This window comes from Mycolicibacterium hippocampi (genome assembly GCF_010723735.1).
Classification (GTDB): domain Bacteria; phylum Actinomycetota; class Actinomycetes; order Mycobacteriales; family Mycobacteriaceae; genus Mycobacterium; species Mycobacterium hippocampi.
Genome location: NZ_BLLB01000002.1, coordinates 2825641 through 2840361, shown reverse-complemented (window position 1 = coordinate 2840361; position 14721 = coordinate 2825641). Strand labels below are relative to the sequence as shown.

Here is a 14721-nt window from a genome sequence, read left to right as displayed (position 1 = left end):
GTACGTCGGCGCGCCGAAATTCATGGCATTTTGCGCGCGCTCATTGCCGACGAGGGTCGTTGTCAGGCCTGGATTCGCGCCCAGGGCCGGGCTTCCTCGAGCTCGTAGGCCAGCTCGAGCAACCGGGCGTCCTGACCGAGAGCGGCAGAGAACATCATCCCGACCGGGAGTCCGGACGCGGATTCGGCCAGCGGCAACGAGATCGCCGGCTCGCCGGTCGCGTTCTGCAGTGGCGTGAAGGCCACCCACTCGACGAGCCGGTCGATGATCTGCTGGTAGTCGGCAGTCGGGTCGAGGTGGCCGATGCGCGGCGTGACATCGGCCATCGTCGGTGTCAGCAGCACGTCGTAGGTCGACGACAGCCGCGACGTGACCCGCCGGATACGGGCCAGCCGGGCGATGGCCAGCGGCAACCGGTGCAGGTTGCGGGCGGCGTGGCTCTCCAGCCCCAGCGTGAGGTTGTCGAGACGGTCGCGGTCGAAACTGTCGCCGAAGGTGCGGCGGCCACCCCTGACCAAGGCGAACGCCAGAAACGACCAGTACAACAGGAAGTCGTCCATGAACCGGGCCGGCACCGGGTTGTCGATCGGCGTCACCCGGTGACCGAGCTCCTCGAGCAGCGCCGCGGTCCGGTACGTCAACTCGGTGACCTCGGGACCGGCCTCGCGGGTGATCGACTTGACGCACACGGCGATTCGCAGTCGCTTCTCGGCAGGTCCGGCGATGTCGCCCACTGGGGGCAGCTTCGGGTTGGCATGCACGCGTTCCATCTCGCGGTAGAACGCGGCGGTGTCGCGGACGGAGCGGCTGAGCACGCCGTTGTGGACGATGCGCACCGGCATCTGCCGCATGTCCTTGTCCAGCGGGAGCCGGCCTCGCGACGGCTTGAGACCCACCAGCCCGTTGCAGGACGCAGGAATCCGGATCGAGCCCCCGCCGTCGTTGGCGTGGGCGATCGGCACCACACCTGCGGCGACGAACGCCCCCGAACCCGACGACGAGGCTCCGGCGGTGTGGTCGGTGTTCCACGGATTACGTACCGAGCCGAGCCGGGCGTGTTCCGCAGACGCGCTGAAACCGAACTCCGAGAGCTGTGTCTTGCCCAGCGGTATCAGTCCGGTCGCCAGGTACGCGCGGGCGAAATCCCCGTCGGCGTCGGCGGGTCGCGGATCCCAGGCGTCGGTGCCGTTCATCGTCGGCATGCCGGCGACGGCGACGTTGTCCTTGATGAACGACGGCACCCCGTCGAAGAAACCGCCGTAGGGCCGGCGCAGTCGGGCCCGCGCCCGTGCCTGCTCGAAGGTCTCGTAGGCCAGACCGTTGAGCGCCGGGTTCACCGCCTCGGCGCGGGCGATCGCCGCCTCGACGATCTCTGCAGCAGACACTGTTCCGGCGCGCATCGCGTCGACCAGACCAACGGCGTCGAGGTCGCCCAGGGCATCATCGGAGAAGGCGGTTATCCGGTCCATCGAACGACGGTACCAAAGCGTACCGGGGCGTCGTCACTGGTTCATTCGGCGCGACGGAGCACCGCCAGCACCGTCATCGCCAAGATCCGCCAATCGAGCCAGATCGACCAGTTCTCGATATAGAAGTTGTCCCATTCGGCGCGGTCGGCGATCGACGTCTGTCCACGCAGGCCGTGTACCTGGGCCCAACCAGTGATCCCGGCCTTCACGCGGTGCCGGTCGCCGTACCGCACGATCTGGGCGTTGAACAGGTCGACGTACTCCGGGCGCTCGGGACGCGGACCCACCAGGCTCATCTCGCCCCTGATGACGTTGAGCAATTGCGGGAGTTCGTCGAGCGACGTGGCCCGCATGAACTTTCCGATCGGCGTGCGGCGGTCCTCCCCTTCGACACCCCCCGGCGCGGTGCCGTCGCTGAGCGTGAACCGGGCATCGGATTCACGCAGCGGGCGCATCGAACGGAACTTCCGGCAGCAGAACACCCGGCCGTCACGCCCGATCCGATCCTGGCCGTAGAAGATCGGCCCCGGGGAGCTGAGCCGGACCAGCAGCATCAACGTGAGGAACAGCGGGGAGATCAGCACGAGCCCGGCCGTGGCGAACACCCGGTCGGAAATGTGCTTGGCGCGAAACTCCCAGCCGCGCGGGTCGGTGCGGGGAACCGAGATCAGGGGCAGACCGCCCACATGATCGATGCGGGAGTGCACGCCGATCGCATCGAAGATCCGTGGCACTATCCACACGTTCATGCTGTGCTTGTAGGCGATGCGGACCACATCGGCCAACGCCTCATCGCGGGTTCGCGAGAACGCCACGATGATGCATTCGGCGCCGGTGCGGGTGATCGCCTGCTCGATGTCGGCCAGCTTGCCCAGGTACGGGACGGCAGCCGGTGATTTCCGGTCCGGGCCCATCGAGGGGACCTCGTCGTCGATGATCCCGACCGCGCGCAGGCCGTATGCGGTCGATCCGGTGATTCGCTCGAGCACCTTCTCGGCGATCTGGCCGTTGCCGACGATCAGAGTGGGAGCGGTCAGACGGTCGCGGCGGAAACAGTAGCGCTTCCATTCGATCCACAGCAGCCGGCCGACCGGAATGAGGATCGCCCCGCACATCCAGACACGAGCCACCGCACCGCTGCGTGACCCGGTGATTCCGGTGTTGAGGACAAGGCCGCTGAGCAGCAGCATCGCCGCCAGGGCGGTGACGGCCTCGATCGTCGGCAGCTCTTCGAGGAAAGAGCGGTTCACTTTGCGCCTGTACCGGCCACCGAGCGCCGACACTGCGACGACAGTGGGGGCGAAGAAGCACACCATCCAGCTCGGCGGTAACAGCTGATTGGTCTTGTTGGCCCACGTCATTCCGACGGCCACCGCCAGCGACGCGGTCGTGAGGTCGACCATCGCGCTGGCATACGGCACCCATCGCGTCGATCTCTTTCGCTGGCCTGCCTCGTGCCGAATCTCGGCCGCAATCCCTTGCGCCGACATCAGTGTGGCGACGTGGGAGGAATCAATCGTGTTGGTCATCGTGACCAAGCCAGTTCGGACGTTCCCCCATGACACGAGGTTAGCTCGTCCACGAGCAAAACATCCGGAAGTAGCTTGTCACCTGTTGCGACATAAAGCCGCGCCGGATCTCAGATGTTTGCCGAATACCGTTCACGGCAGATCGGGCAAAGATCGGGACCGCCGACCGGAGCGCCGCCTCGGCGGCAACGGAGGTGGCCCACGGCGTCCTACGCCAGACCGATACACCTGTACCCGGTGCTGGCAAACAACATCTCGCCCCGGCTGCGTTCCCCGGAAAGCACGAAACCCCCGAGACCTGGGTCTCGGGGGTTTCGGTGCAGAAGCGACTATGCCTGTCCGACCTCGAAGCGGGCGAACCGCGTCACGGTCACGCCGGCCTCGTCGAGCAGTGCTTTGACCGACTTCTTGTTGTCGGACACCGACGGCTGATCCAGCAGCACGACATCCTTGTAGAAGCCGGTCACGCGGCCCTCGACGATCTTGGGCAGGGCCTGCTCGGGCTTGCCCTCTTCTTTGGCGGTCTCCTCGGCGATACGACGCTCGTTGGCGACGACGTCCTCGGGCACGTCCTCACGGCTGAGGTATTTGGCCTTGAGGGCGGCGATCTGCAGGGCGACCGCGTGCGCGGCCTGCTTGGCCTTCTCCGCGTCGGCGCCGGTGTACTCCACCAGCACGCCCACCGCAGGCGGCAGGTCGGCCGCCCGCTTGTGCAGGTAGGCCTCGACCGTGCCGTCGAAGTAGGTGGCCCGGCGCAGTTCGAGCTTCTCACCGATCTTGGCGCTGAGGTCCGCGATCGTCTGCTCGACTGTGGTGTCTCCTACTTTGGCGGCCTTGAGCGCGTCGACATCGGTGGCCTTCGAGGCTGCCGCGGCAGCGACGATCTGGTCGGCGACCGACTGGAACTCGGCGTTCTTGGCGACGAAGTCGGTCTCGGAGTTCAGCTCGATGAGCGCTCCGTCCTTGGCGGCCACCAAGCCCTCGGCGGTGGCACGCTCAGCGCGCTTGCCGACGTCCTTGGCGCCCTTGATACGAAGCAGTTCGACGGCCTTGTCGAAGTCGCCGTCCGAATCGACGAGCGCGTTCTTCGAGTCCATCATTCCGGCGCCGGTCAGCTCCCGCAGGCGCTTGACGTCGGCAGCGGTGTAGTTAGCCATATGGGCCTTTCCTTAGAGACGAAGCGGTTCAGGAGGTGGGTTCTGCCGCAGCAGCCTCGGCCGGGGCAGCTTCGGGTGCGGCGGCGGTGGCGGTGGCGGTGGCACCCGCCAGAAGCTCCTGCTCCCACTCGGGAAGCGGCTCGGCGGCCTGCCCCTCTTGGCCGGCCTCGGGCTTGTCGGCACCGGCACCGGAACGGGCCTGCAGGCCCTCGGCGACGGCCGAGGCCACCACCCTGGTCAGCAGCGCGGCCGAGCGGATGGCGTCGTCGTTGCCCGGGATCGGGTAGTCGACGAGGTCCGGGTCGCAGTTGGTGTCCAGGATCGCGATGATCGGGATGTTCAGCTTGCGCGCCTCGGCGACCGCGAGGTGCTCCTTGTTGGTGTCGACCACCCAGATGGCCGAGGGCACCTTCTGCATGTCCCTGATACCGCCCAGGGACCGCTCGAGCTTGTTCTTCTCGCGGGTCAGCATCAGGATTTCCTTCTTGGTGCGACCCTCGAAGCCACCGGTCTGCTCCATGGCCTCGAGCTCCTTCATCCGCTGAAGGCGCTTGTGCACGGTCTGGAAGTTGGTGAGCATGCCGCCCAGCCAGCGCTGGTTCACATACGGCATTCCGACGCGGGTCGCCTCCTGGGCGATGGACTCCTGCGCCTGCTTCTTGGTGCCGACGAACATGATGGACCCACCGTGGGCGACGGTTTCCTTGACGAACTCGTAGGCGGAGTCGATGTAGGTCAGCGTCTGCTGCAGATCGATGATGTAGATGCCGTTGCGGTCGGTGAAGATGAACCGCTTCATCTTGGGATTCCAACGACGGGTCTGATGCCCGAAGTGGGCGCCGCTGTCGAGCAGCTGCTTCATTGTTACAACAGCCATGATCGGCCATTCCTCACTGTGTCGGTTGTGCGCGCAGCGTCGGGTGACACTGTGCCCTGGTGCCTGCTGGGTGCCGGACCCGTTCCGAGGGACTCGGGAAGGGACCGCCGGCATCCGGGTATGACCGCCAGTGGGTGGCCATGTGCAGACACGCGAAGTCAGCTCACAGTTGCGAGCTGCTGAAGGCAGTTTACACGCTGGACAGGGGTGGTTTTACCATCGCGGCAGCCATCCACAGCGGGCTGTTCTGGGGCTGGCGTGCCCCGGCTCCGATCCGCTGCACTGCCGGTATGCGGATACTCGCGGTGGTCCTGGTGCTGTTGGTGCTCGGCGTAGCCCCCGTGGCGGCCGACGCCGGGCGGCTCGACTGGCCGATCCGGCCAACCCCGCAGGTGGTGCGGGCATTCGACGCGCCGTCCCCCGACTGGCAGCGCGGCCACCGTGGCGTCGACCTGGCGGCGACGGCCGGGCAGCCGGTCTACGCGGCCGGGCCGGGAACCGTGGTGTTCGCCGGGGAGCTGGCCGGCCGCCCGCTGGTGTCGATCGCCCACCCCGGTGGCCTGCGCACCAGCTACGAGCCGGTGCGCCCCGCCGTCCGCCGCGGCCAGGCGGTGAATGGCCGGACGGTCATCGGCGAGCTGAGCGCAGGCCACGCTGGCTGCACGGCGTCGGCGTGCCTGCACTGGGGCGCGATGTGGGGTCCCGCCGCGCGAGCCGACTACGTCGACCCGCTCGGGCTGCTGGCGAGCACGCCGATCCGCCTCAAGCCGGTCCGCTGACCCCCTTTCGCCGGAATGGTATTCCAGCAGGAAAAGTTCGAGTTCAGCCGTGCTGGAACGCAGTTCCGGCGGTGGTCAGCTTCCCGCACCGACCATCGTCATCAGCGGGTCGTCCGCGCCGATGTCGTAGGTGCACTCACCTGCTCGCGGGTCGGGAACGAACGCCCAGAACTGGACCCCGGCGGCGCCCGCGCGTCGCAGTTCGGGGACCACCCGGGAAACCAGGTCGTAGCGCTGTCGAAGGGGCATGCACGATCCGGCGTTGACGCCGAGTTCGGCGACGACGAGGGGTTTGTCGAGTTCACGAGCCTGCTGCAGCCGGCGGGCCAGGCCACTGTTCGGATCCCCCGGCAGTTCGTGGCCCACCTCGTAGTCGTGGTATTCGAGCACGTCCACTCCGGGTGATGCGCCCACCAGCGCGTAGTCGTCGCCAGCCGACCCGCACTGCCCGCCCCCCGCGCGCCCACCCCAGAGCACCGCGTCGGGCTGGAGGCCGCGGATCCGCGCGCCGACGTCGTCGACGAACCCGCGCAGGACCACCGCCGCGTCCGCCGGGCATTCGCGGGCGGCCCAGTGGCAGTCGACGGAACCGCAGTTCGACGGTTCGGGTTCGCCGACCGCGGTCCACGCGGCGGCAGCCGGCGAGTCGCCCCAGCGGCGGACCGCGGTGTCGATCCACGCCGCGAAAGACATCGGATCCCCGGTGAGCACGTCTGTCCGCCAGCCTCCGGCGAACCAGGCAGCGCCCTTGAAGTCACCGTTCTCGCAGGCACCTTCACTGCTGGTGAGCACCGCGTTGAGCAGCTGATGGTGCCGGGCAGCGGTCTCGAAGACGGCATCGAGGCGACCGAAATCGAGCTGTCCGGTGCGCTTGTCCACCACGAAGCTGGAGTAGGCGTTGACCCGTGTCAGCGTGTTCGGGGGCAGCGCGCCGAAGTACTGCTCCAGGTCGACCTCGGCACCGCATCCGGCGTTGATCTGCCAATCCGTGCCCAGTTGGTAGGCGTTGACACCCACCGGCCACCATGGGTCGCCGTCCAGGGTCAGCGACATCCCCGAGGTGCCCATCCGGTTGGTGCCGGCGTCGTCGGTCCCGCCGCCGTCTCCGCACGCCGCGGCCACCAGCATCAGCGCCGCTGCGGCGACGACATCTCGGCACCATCGACGTCCCGGCATCTGCTCCACCCTCGCGTGCGGCTATGCGCGGGGGTGGGCCTGGTCGTGCACGGCGCGCAGCCGCGCGACGGTGACATGGGTGTAGAGCTGCGTGGTGGCCAGCGACGAGTGACCGAGCAATTCCTGGACCACCCGCAGATCAGCGCCCCCCTCAAGCAGGTGGGTGGCGGCACTGTGCCGCAGGCCGTGCGGGCCGATGTCGGGCGCACCGGCGACGGCGGTCATCGTCTGGTGCACGACGGTGCGCGCCTGTCGCGGATCCAGCCGACCACCGCGGGCACCGAGCAGCAGCGCAGCACCCGAACCGGCGGTCACCAGCGCCGGGCGCCCGTCGGTCAGCCACTGCGTCAGCGCGACGTGGGCGGGTTCGCCGTAGGGAACCGTCCGCTGCTTGTTGCCCTTGCCCAGCACCCGAAGCAGCCGCCGCGGGGTGTCGACGTCGTCGACGTCCAGGCCGCACAGCTCGCTGACCCGGATACCGGTGGCGTACAGCAGCTCCACGATCAGGCGGTCCCGAAGGGCGAGCGGATCACCTTGTTCGGCACCGGATTTCGCGGCGTCCATGGCGTCGCTCGCCTGGTCCTGACGCAGCACCGAGGGCAGGGTGCGGCGCGCCTTGGGCACCTGAAGCCGGGTCGCCGGGTCGTCGGTCATCAGACCACGCCGCACCGCCCAGGCGGTGAACGTCTTGACCGCCGAGGTGCGGCGGGCCAGCGTCGAGCGCGCGGTTCCGCCGGCGGCCTGGGCGGCAAGCCAGGAGCGCAGCACCGGCAGGGTCAGGGTGCGAAGCCCGGGCTCGGGGGCGCGCTGGGCAAGGAAATCGAACAGCGAGCGCAGGTCGCCGAGGTAGGCGCGACGGGTGTGCTCGGAGCGGCCACGCTCCAGCGCGAGATACTGGTCGAACTCCTCGAGGATGGCCTCCATTGCACCACCGTGGCAGACGCCGGTACCGCGACTCAGGTGACGCGCCGCAGCGTGTCCGGGGTGAGATCGGCCAGCGTCGGGTAGCCGTCGACGGCCATGATGAGGTCGGTTTCGGCCAGCAGCGACCGCAACACGTGCACGATGCCGTCCTCGCCGCCGATGGCCAGGCCGTAGGTGTAGGGCCTACCGACGCCGATCGCAGTCGCCCCCAGAGCCAGCGCCTTGACGATGTCGGCGCCACTGCGAATTCCGGAGTCGAACAGCACCGGCGTTCCGTCGGCGGCCTCCACCACGTCGGGAAGGCAGTCGATCGCCGGTAGCCCGCCGTTGGCCTGCCGGCCGCCGTGGGTGGAGCAGTAGATGCCGTCGACGCCGCCGTCCTTCGCGCGGCGGACGTCGTCGGGATGGCAGATGCCTTTGAGTACCAGCGGGAGATCGGTTAGCGACCGCAGCCAGGGCAGGTCCTCCCAGGTCAGCGGATTGCCGAACAGCTGCACCCACTGCATGATCGCGGCCTGCATGTTCTCTTCGGGTGGTTGGGACAGCAAGCTGAGGAAGACCGGGTCGCTGGTGTAGTTCGCCAGACAGTGCCCGCGTAGCTGCGGGAAGTTCGAGCTCGCCAGGTCACGCGGTCGCCATCCCGGGATCCAGGTGTCGAGGGTGACGATGATGGCCTTGTAGCCCGCGGCCTCCGCGCGACTGACCAGGCTGGCGGCCAGGTCGCGGTTGGTCGGTGTGTAGAGCTGGAAAAAGCCTGGGGTGGCCCCGAACTCGGCGGCGACGTCCTCGATCGGATCCTCGGTCAGCGTGGACACCGCCATCGGAACACCGGTGCGCGCGGCCGCGCGGGCAGTCGCCAGGTCACCGTGCCCGCCCTGCGCACAGATTCCGATCACCCCGACCGGCGCCATGAACAGCGGCGACGGCAGCGTCATGCCGAAGAGATCGACGGTGAGGTCGCGCTCGGTGGCGCCGACCAGCATCCGCGGCATCAGTCCCCAGCGGTCGAAGGCCGTCCTGTTGACGCGCTGGGTGCGTTCGTCACCGGCACCGCCTGCGACATACGACCAGATCGACGGTGGCATCGCGACCTCGGCCTTGGCCTCCCAGCCGGCGTAATCCATGGGGAGGGAAGGCAGTACGCCGGACAGGCCCTGCAGGTAGATCTCGAGCTGGTAGTTACCGAAGGTCATGGCGTAAGGGTGCCACTGGTAGCTGGCTCGGCAGGGCTATTTGGCCTCGGCCTCGGCCAGTTCCCGCTTCCACTGCCGGAAGGTCTCCTCGGTGCGGCCCCGTCGCCAGTACCCGGAGATCGACCCGGCCCACTTGGCGTCGACGCCGCGTTCCTTGCGGATGTAGGGCCGCAGATTGTGCATGACGGCCTGTGCCTCGCCGTGGATGAACACTTGGACCTGGCCCGGCAGCCAGGCGGCTTCCTTGACGGCGGTGATCAACGGTGCGTGGTCACCGGCGCTCTCGTCACCGATCAGGTCGGCGCGCCCACCCCGGTAGATCCATGCGACGTCCACACCGGCCGGCGCGGTCAGCTCGATCTGGTCCTCGGGGCCGGCCACCTCGATGAACGCCTTGCCGATCGCGTCGTCGGGCAGCGCTTCCAGCGCGGCGCTGATCGCGGGTAATGCGGCCTCGTCACCGGCGAGGAGATGCCAGTCCGCGGCCGGATCCGGTGCGTACGCACCGCTGGGACCCATCACGAAGATCCGCTGTCCGACGGTGGCGGAGGCCGCCCACGGCCCGGCGACGCCATGCTCGCCGTGCACGACGAAGTCGATGGTGATCTCGCGCCGTTGCGTGTCGGCACGGCGAACGGTGTAGGTGCGCACCGTGTGGTCCAGTGCTTTGAAGCTGTCCTGCGTTAGCGGCTGGTCGAGGCTGCCGACGTCGACGGCGTCGTCGACGAACACCAGCTTCACGTATGCGTCGGTGCTGTCGATGGGCGTGAAGGTGTCGAAGCCCGTTCCTTGTCCTGAGCCACGTCCCGAACCACCGAGCACGACCCGGACCATGTGTCGCGTCAACTGCTCGGTGCGCACCACCTCGAAGGTGTGCACGGGACGTCCTGCCACTTCAAACCATCCTCTGCTCGCTGTCCTGTCCGACTATACGAGCGCGCCAGCCACCTCAGGGTTGTCCGCGGTTCCGCGCGACTACCGTCCGGCCAGCTTCCAACTGCCTTCGACCTGCGTGACCAGCCCCCGCACCTCGAGCATTGTCAGCGGGCCGAGCACCTCGGTGACCGGCAGTCCGGCGGCCACCGCGATCTCCTCCACCGCGCGTTTCCCACGCCCCGGCAGGGCTTCGTACACCGTGAGCTCCTCGTCGGTCAGGCCGTCCAGAGAAGTGGCCGGGCGCGCCACGTCCGGGGCGAGCTCCCCCACATGACCGACCAGTTCCACCACGTCGGCAGCCCTGGTGATGACCTTCGCTCCATCGGCGAGCAAATCATGACAGCCGACCGACGCCGAGGACGTGATCGGGCCGGGAACCGCGCCCACCGGACGACCCAACGCACGGGCCCACGACGCCGTATTGGCCGCACCGCTGCGGACACCGGCCTCGACGACCACCGTAGCCCGCCCCAGTGCCGCCACCAACCGGTTGCGCGTCAGGAACTGCCGGCGCGTCGGTCGCGTTCCCGGCGGGTACTCCGTGACCACCAGTCCGTGTCGGCCGATCCGGTGCAGCAACGCCGAATGCCCTGCCGGATAGGGCACGTCGATGCCGGCAGCGAGAACCGCGACGGTCTGCCCGTCTGCAGCCAATGCGGCGCGGTGCGCGGCGCCGTCGACGCCGTAGGCACCGCCGGACACCACCGTCACATCCCGCTCGGCCAGGCCGGCGGCCAGATCGGCGGTCACATACTCGCCGTACGCGGTGGCGGCCCTGGTGCCGACGATCGACGCCGACCGCTCGGCGACATCGGCCAGTGCCAACGGCCCGACAACCCACAGCACCAGCGGCGGGTGCCCCTGCGGCCGCTTTGTATGGTCCAGCGTGCGGAAGCCGGTGAACGCCAGGTGCGGCCATTCCTCGTCCTCTGCAGTGATCAGACGTCCGCCCAACCGGTCGAGCACCTCGAGATCCGCTTCGGCGGAGTCGATGTCGTAGCGCGCGGCGGTCGCCCGCAGCAGACCCTGGTGGCCGCGTCGCCTGATGAGGTCGGCAGCCTCGACAGCCCCCACCGAAGTGACGAGTTCGGCCAGCAGCGGATTCGGCGGTTCAGCGACCCGGGACAGGTACGCCCACGCGCGGCGGCTCTTGTCGTCCATCACAGCGCTCCTCCCTGCCGGAACGACAGCGCCGTCATGACGTCGGTCTTCCCGGGGCGGGGACGCCCTGCGAGGTCGCACAGTGTCCACGCGACCCGCAGCGTCCGATCGACCCCTCGGATCGTCAGTTGCCCGCGGTCCAGGGCGGTCCGCAGTGGGGCCATCGCCTCGGCCGGGGGCCAGAACTTGGTGCGCAACAACGCCCCGCCCACTTCGGCATTGGTCGTGATCCCATACGGTCGCCAGCGGCCCTCGGCAGCCTTGCGCGCTGCCCAAACCCGTTGCCGCACTGCCGATGTGTTCTCCCCCTGCTCCGCGGCGAACGCACCCCCGCGGGAGGCGTGCATCTCGACGCGCAGATCGACGCGGTCGAGAAGCGGTCCCGACAGCTTGGTGCGGTAACGCCGCTTCTCCGCGGATCCGCAGATGCAGTCACGCGGGTCAGGGGGTGCGCATGGGCACAGGTTGGCTGCGAGCACCAACTGGAACCGGGACGGATACCTCGCCACACCTTCCCGCCTGGCGAGCCGGATCTCACCGTCTTCCAGGGGGGTTCGTAGGGCTTCGAGTGCTCCGCTGTTGATCTCGGCGAACTCGTCGAGGAACAACACTCCCCGGTGGGCGTGACTGACCGCGCCCGGTCGCGCCATCCCCGAACCGCCGCCGACCAGGGCAGCCACGCTGGATGTGTGATGCGGAGCGACGAACGGCGGCCGGGTGATCAGCGGTGCACCACCGGTCAACAACCCTGCGACGGAGTGAATCGCGGTGACCTCCAGCGCCTCCTCGTGAGTGAGTTTCGGCAATAGCCCCGGGAGTCGTTGTGCGAGCATCGTTTTCCCGACACCGGGCGGTCCGGTCATCATCAGGTTGTGGGCGCCGGCTGCCGCCACCTCGACCGCGTAGCGGGCGTGTGGTTGCCCGAGCACGTCGGCGAGGTCGGCAGCGGTCTCCGGGGTTTCGAGCGGCCCGTCGATCCGCGGATCGAGGTCCCCCTTACCTGCCAGCCACATCCGCAGCTGACCCAGCGTCCTGGCACCCCAGACCTCGATCCCACCGACCAGACTGGCCTCGGCCAGGTTGTCGATCGGCACCACCACCGCGGGCCAGCCCTGTTTCTGCGCCGCCAGCACCGCCGGCAACACCCCCTTGATCGGACGGACCCGGCCGTCGAGCGCCAACTCACCGAGCAGAACCGTCTTCTCCAGACGCGGCCAGGCTTTCTTGCCGTGTGCCGACAGCACGGCAGCGGCCAGCGCGATGTCATAGACCGAACCCATCTTCGGCAGCGTCGCCGGGGACAACGCGAGGGTCAGCCGAGCCATCGGCCAGTCGAACCCGCAGTTGGTGATGGCCGCCCGCACCCGGGCCTGCGACTCCCGCAACGCGGCATCGGCCAGCCCGACCAGGTGAACTCCGGGCAGCCCCGCGGTGATGTCCGCCTCGATCTCCACGATCTCGCCTGCCACACCGCGAACCGCCACCGAGAATGCCCTGCCCAGCGCCATCACCCGACCGCCTGGATGTGGGTGACCTCCGGCGTGCGGCGACGACCGATCCGGATCGTGATCACGTCGATGCGCACCGACGCCCAGTGGCCGTGCTGCTGGGCGAGCCACAGTCCGGCCAGCCGCCGCAACCGACGCACCTTGGCCGGCGTCACCGCCTGTTCCACACCGCCGAACTGTTCGCTCGTCCGGGTCTTCACCTCCACGAACACCACCGTGCGTGCGGCGTCGTCGGCGGCGACGACATCCAGTTCTCCGTAGCGGCAGCGCCAGTTACGCACCAGCACCCGCAAACCGAGTCGCTCCAGGTGGTCGACGGCCAGCTGCTCACCCATCGCCCCGATCTCGGCGCGGCGGTCTGTTGTAGTCATACTGTGCACTCTGCGCCGCCCGGCCGACAGAATCCGGGCTCAGCCGCCGGCTGTCCCCAACCGCGAACTCATCCCCAAGCCGATCATCCGCGCACGTCCGGTGGACGGGTCGCATGCCGCCAGGCCAGCGGGTTCAGTTCGCGGTAGGGATCGCCACTGCGCACGTCCAGTAGGCCGGCCATCGCTGCCTCCAACGACTGCTGGGTCCTGTCCTTGACGGTGCTCACCCACTCGTCGCGGGCGATCCGCGCCGGTTTCGTGGTGTCGATGTGCGCCGCGAATTGCAGATACATCCGCTGCGGCCGAGGGATGAGCGTGGGTCCGATTCCCCGCATCAGCGGGGGTGCCATATCGGTCGTGCCCGAGAACCTCTGGGCTGCAGCCAGGCTCAGTTGCCCCAGTCGGCTTGTCCGGGTGATCAGGCTGCGGTACACGTCATCACCGCCGATCAGCGCGACCGGGACGATCGGGTAGTTGTTCTCCACCGAGACCCGGGCGAACCCGGCGCGGCCGTGCCAGCGCAGCGTGTTCTCCTCACCCTTGAACTTGGCGATCTCCCGGCCGCCGCCGGGAAAGACCAGGATGGTCTCGTCGTGGCGCATCAGTTCGCGCGCCGTGTCCGGCGAACCGATGACTGCCCCGTACGCGGCGATCAGGTCCGCCATGGGGGCGGGAAGATCACCCATCCGGCGCTCGGCCAGCGGGCGCACCCTGGTGCCGATTTCCCGCCGGACGAAGTAGGGAATCAGCAGTACCTCGGCGCCTCCTTGAGTGTGGTTGCCCACCAACAGGAACCGACCATCGCGCGGCAGGTTCTCCAACCCGTCCACATACGGGCGGGACAGATCGACCAGCGGGCCGATCCGCTCCAGGACGGTGTCGACCGCCCGGCGCACCGCGCGGACCCGCTGCGGGGGGTTCATGATGGCGTCGATCACCGGCATCGCGTTCATGACATCCACACTACCGAACGAACCAGTTCGTTTGGTTATGCTTCTGCTGTGAGAACCAGCGACGAGTTGCGCCGGCAAATCCTGAGCGCCGCACGTGCCGAATTCGCCGCCTACGGCCTCGCGGGCGCCCGGGTGGACCGCATCGCGCGTGCCGCCGACGCCAGCAAGGAACGCCTCTACGCCCACTTCGGTGACAAAGAGGCCCTCTTCCGCGAGGTCGCTGCCGCCGACGGCGCCGAACTGTTCCGGGCGGTGACACTTCGCCCCGACGCGGTGCCCGACTTCGTGGGCGACCTTCACGACCTGGCGCAGCGGCACCCCGAACATCTACGCATGCTCACCTGGGCACGGCTGGAGGGCATGGGTTTCGACCACCCGCCCGGTGCGGACGCGGCCCTGCCCGGCCAGACGATCGCGGCCATCAGGATCGCCCAGGACAGCGGCCACGTCGACCCCGCATGGGATCCGGAAGAGCTGCTGGTACTGCTCTTCGGGATCGCGATGGCGTGGGCGCACTGGCCGGGGCCGCGGCCGGCGGCGGACGACCGCGCTGCACCGCACCACCGTCGCAGCGCCGTGGAGGCGGCCGCCCGGATCATCAGCGCCCCACACTGAGCCGTCGCGACGCCCACAGTTTCGCCGGCGTCAAAACCAGGGTATACAGCGCCATCCGCGACCAGGAGGCGTC

Annotated in this window: 14 protein-coding genes; 2 read left to right on the top strand and 12 right to left on the bottom strand. The window is 68.6% G+C overall.

From position 1 onward, the window contains the following. Nucleotides 1–62 precede the first annotated feature (62 nt). The 4 genes from G6N53_RS14745 to rpsB all read right to left on the bottom strand — a co-directional run bounded on the left by G6N53_RS14745 (nucleotide 63) and on the right by rpsB (nucleotide 5032). Entirely contained in the window at nucleotides 63–1469 is a 1407-nt protein-coding gene (locus tag G6N53_RS14745; protein ID WP_163889494.1) for an amidase, read from the bottom strand. Nucleotides 1470–1510: 41 nt separating this feature from the next. After that, nucleotides 1511–2998 carry a sugar transferase gene (locus G6N53_RS14740; RefSeq protein WP_163889492.1) on the bottom strand — a complete coding sequence of 496 codons (1488 nt, stop codon included), beginning with the start codon at nucleotides 2996–2998 and terminating at the stop codon, nucleotides 1511–1513. 329 nt (nucleotides 2999–3327) lie between these two features. Further along, complete coding sequence (gene tsf, locus G6N53_RS14735) at nucleotides 3328–4155, bottom strand: translation elongation factor Ts (RefSeq protein WP_163889490.1); 828 nt, start codon at nucleotides 4153–4155, stop codon at nucleotides 3328–3330. A 28-nt stretch (nucleotides 4156–4183) separates the two neighbouring features. Continuing rightward, nucleotides 4184–5032, bottom strand: coding sequence for a 30S ribosomal protein S2 (gene rpsB / locus G6N53_RS14730; protein ID WP_163889487.1), 849 nt, complete (start codon nucleotides 5030–5032; stop codon nucleotides 4184–4186). 290 nt (nucleotides 5033–5322) lie between these two features. On the opposite strand from rpsB, the gene G6N53_RS14725 reads away from it, so the two are divergent. Then, entirely contained in the window at nucleotides 5323–5811 is a 489-nt protein-coding gene (locus tag G6N53_RS14725; protein ID WP_163889485.1) for a M23 family metallopeptidase, read from the top strand. 75 nt (nucleotides 5812–5886) lie between these two features. Here G6N53_RS14725 and G6N53_RS14720 read toward each other — a convergent pair whose 3' ends face one another. The 8 genes from G6N53_RS14720 to G6N53_RS14685 all read right to left on the bottom strand — a co-directional run bounded on the left by G6N53_RS14720 (nucleotide 5887) and on the right by G6N53_RS14685 (nucleotide 14033). Then, complete coding sequence (locus G6N53_RS14720) at nucleotides 5887–6987, bottom strand: beta-mannosidase (RefSeq protein WP_163889483.1); 1101 nt, start codon at nucleotides 6985–6987, stop codon at nucleotides 5887–5889. Between the two features lie 21 nt (nucleotides 6988–7008). Then, on the bottom strand, nucleotides 7009–7911 hold the full coding sequence (locus G6N53_RS14715; RefSeq protein WP_163889481.1) for a tyrosine recombinase XerC: 903 nt from the start codon (nucleotides 7909–7911) through the stop codon (nucleotides 7009–7011). A 32-nt stretch (nucleotides 7912–7943) separates the two neighbouring features. Beyond that, nucleotides 7944–9104: an alpha-hydroxy-acid oxidizing protein gene (locus G6N53_RS14710; RefSeq protein ID WP_163889479.1), complete on the bottom strand. Its 1161-nt coding sequence runs from the start codon at nucleotides 9102–9104 to the stop codon at nucleotides 7944–7946. 36 nt (nucleotides 9105–9140) lie between these two features. Then, nucleotides 9141–9998 (bottom strand): siderophore-interacting protein, encoded by an 858-nt coding sequence (locus tag G6N53_RS14705; RefSeq protein WP_163889476.1) that lies wholly within the window; start codon nucleotides 9996–9998, stop codon nucleotides 9141–9143. Between the two features lie 81 nt (nucleotides 9999–10079). After that, on the bottom strand, nucleotides 10080–11201 hold the full coding sequence (gene dprA / locus G6N53_RS14700) for a DNA-processing protein DprA (protein WP_163889474.1): 1122 nt from the start codon (nucleotides 11199–11201) through the stop codon (nucleotides 10080–10082). Beyond that, entirely contained in the window at nucleotides 11201–12709 is a 1509-nt protein-coding gene (locus tag G6N53_RS14695; RefSeq protein WP_163889472.1) for a YifB family Mg chelatase-like AAA ATPase, read from the bottom strand. The genes dprA and G6N53_RS14695 overlap by 1 nt, the downstream gene beginning before the upstream one ends. Continuing rightward, nucleotides 12709–13080 (bottom strand): YraN family protein, encoded by a 372-nt coding sequence (locus tag G6N53_RS14690; RefSeq protein ID WP_163889470.1) that lies wholly within the window; start codon nucleotides 13078–13080, stop codon nucleotides 12709–12711. The genes G6N53_RS14695 and G6N53_RS14690 overlap by 1 nt, the downstream gene beginning before the upstream one ends. A gap of 83 nt (nucleotides 13081–13163) precedes the next feature. After that, nucleotides 13164–14033: a lysophospholipid acyltransferase family protein gene (locus tag G6N53_RS14685; RefSeq protein ID WP_163889468.1), complete on the bottom strand. Its 870-nt coding sequence runs from the start codon at nucleotides 14031–14033 to the stop codon at nucleotides 13164–13166. Between the two features lie 48 nt (nucleotides 14034–14081). Between G6N53_RS14685 and G6N53_RS14680 the strand changes: the two genes are divergently transcribed. Then, nucleotides 14082–14648 (top strand): TetR/AcrR family transcriptional regulator, encoded by a 567-nt coding sequence (locus G6N53_RS14680; RefSeq protein ID WP_163889466.1) that lies wholly within the window; start codon nucleotides 14082–14084, stop codon nucleotides 14646–14648. Nucleotides 14649–14721: the final 73 nt, after the last annotated feature.

Bases quoted from the DNA above. Each gene is read 5' to 3' on its own strand.
- G6N53_RS14745 (WP_163889494.1), bottom strand. From the start codon at position 1,469: ATGGACCGGATAACCGCCTTCTCCGATGATGCCCTGGGCGACCTCGAC.
- G6N53_RS14740 (WP_163889492.1), bottom strand. From the start codon at position 2,998: ATGACCAACACGATTGATTCCTCCCACGTCGCCACACTGATGTCGGCG.
- tsf (WP_163889490.1), bottom strand. From the start codon at position 4,155: ATGGCTAACTACACCGCTGCCGACGTCAAGCGCCTGCGGGAGCTGACC.
- rpsB (WP_163889487.1), bottom strand. From the start codon at position 5,032: ATGGCTGTTGTAACAATGAAGCAGCTGCTCGACAGCGGCGCCCACTTC.
- G6N53_RS14725 (WP_163889485.1), top strand. From the start codon at position 5,323: ATGCGGATACTCGCGGTGGTCCTGGTGCTGTTGGTGCTCGGCGTAGCC.
- G6N53_RS14720 (WP_163889483.1), bottom strand. From the start codon at position 6,987: ATGCCGGGACGTCGATGGTGCCGAGATGTCGTCGCCGCAGCGGCGCTG.
- G6N53_RS14715 (WP_163889481.1), bottom strand. From the start codon at position 7,911: ATGGAGGCCATCCTCGAGGAGTTCGACCAGTATCTCGCGCTGGAGCGT.
- G6N53_RS14710 (WP_163889479.1), bottom strand. From the start codon at position 9,104: ATGACCTTCGGTAACTACCAGCTCGAGATCTACCTGCAGGGCCTGTCC.
- dprA (WP_163889474.1), bottom strand. From the start codon at position 11,201: ATGGACGACAAGAGCCGCCGCGCGTGGGCGTACCTGTCCCGGGTCGCT.
- G6N53_RS14695 (WP_163889472.1), bottom strand. From the start codon at position 12,709: ATGGCGCTGGGCAGGGCATTCTCGGTGGCGGTTCGCGGTGTGGCAGGC.
- G6N53_RS14690 (WP_163889470.1), bottom strand. From the start codon at position 13,080: ATGACTACAACAGACCGCCGCGCCGAGATCGGGGCGATGGGTGAGCAG.
- G6N53_RS14685 (WP_163889468.1), bottom strand. From the start codon at position 14,033: ATGAACGCGATGCCGGTGATCGACGCCATCATGAACCCCCCGCAGCGG.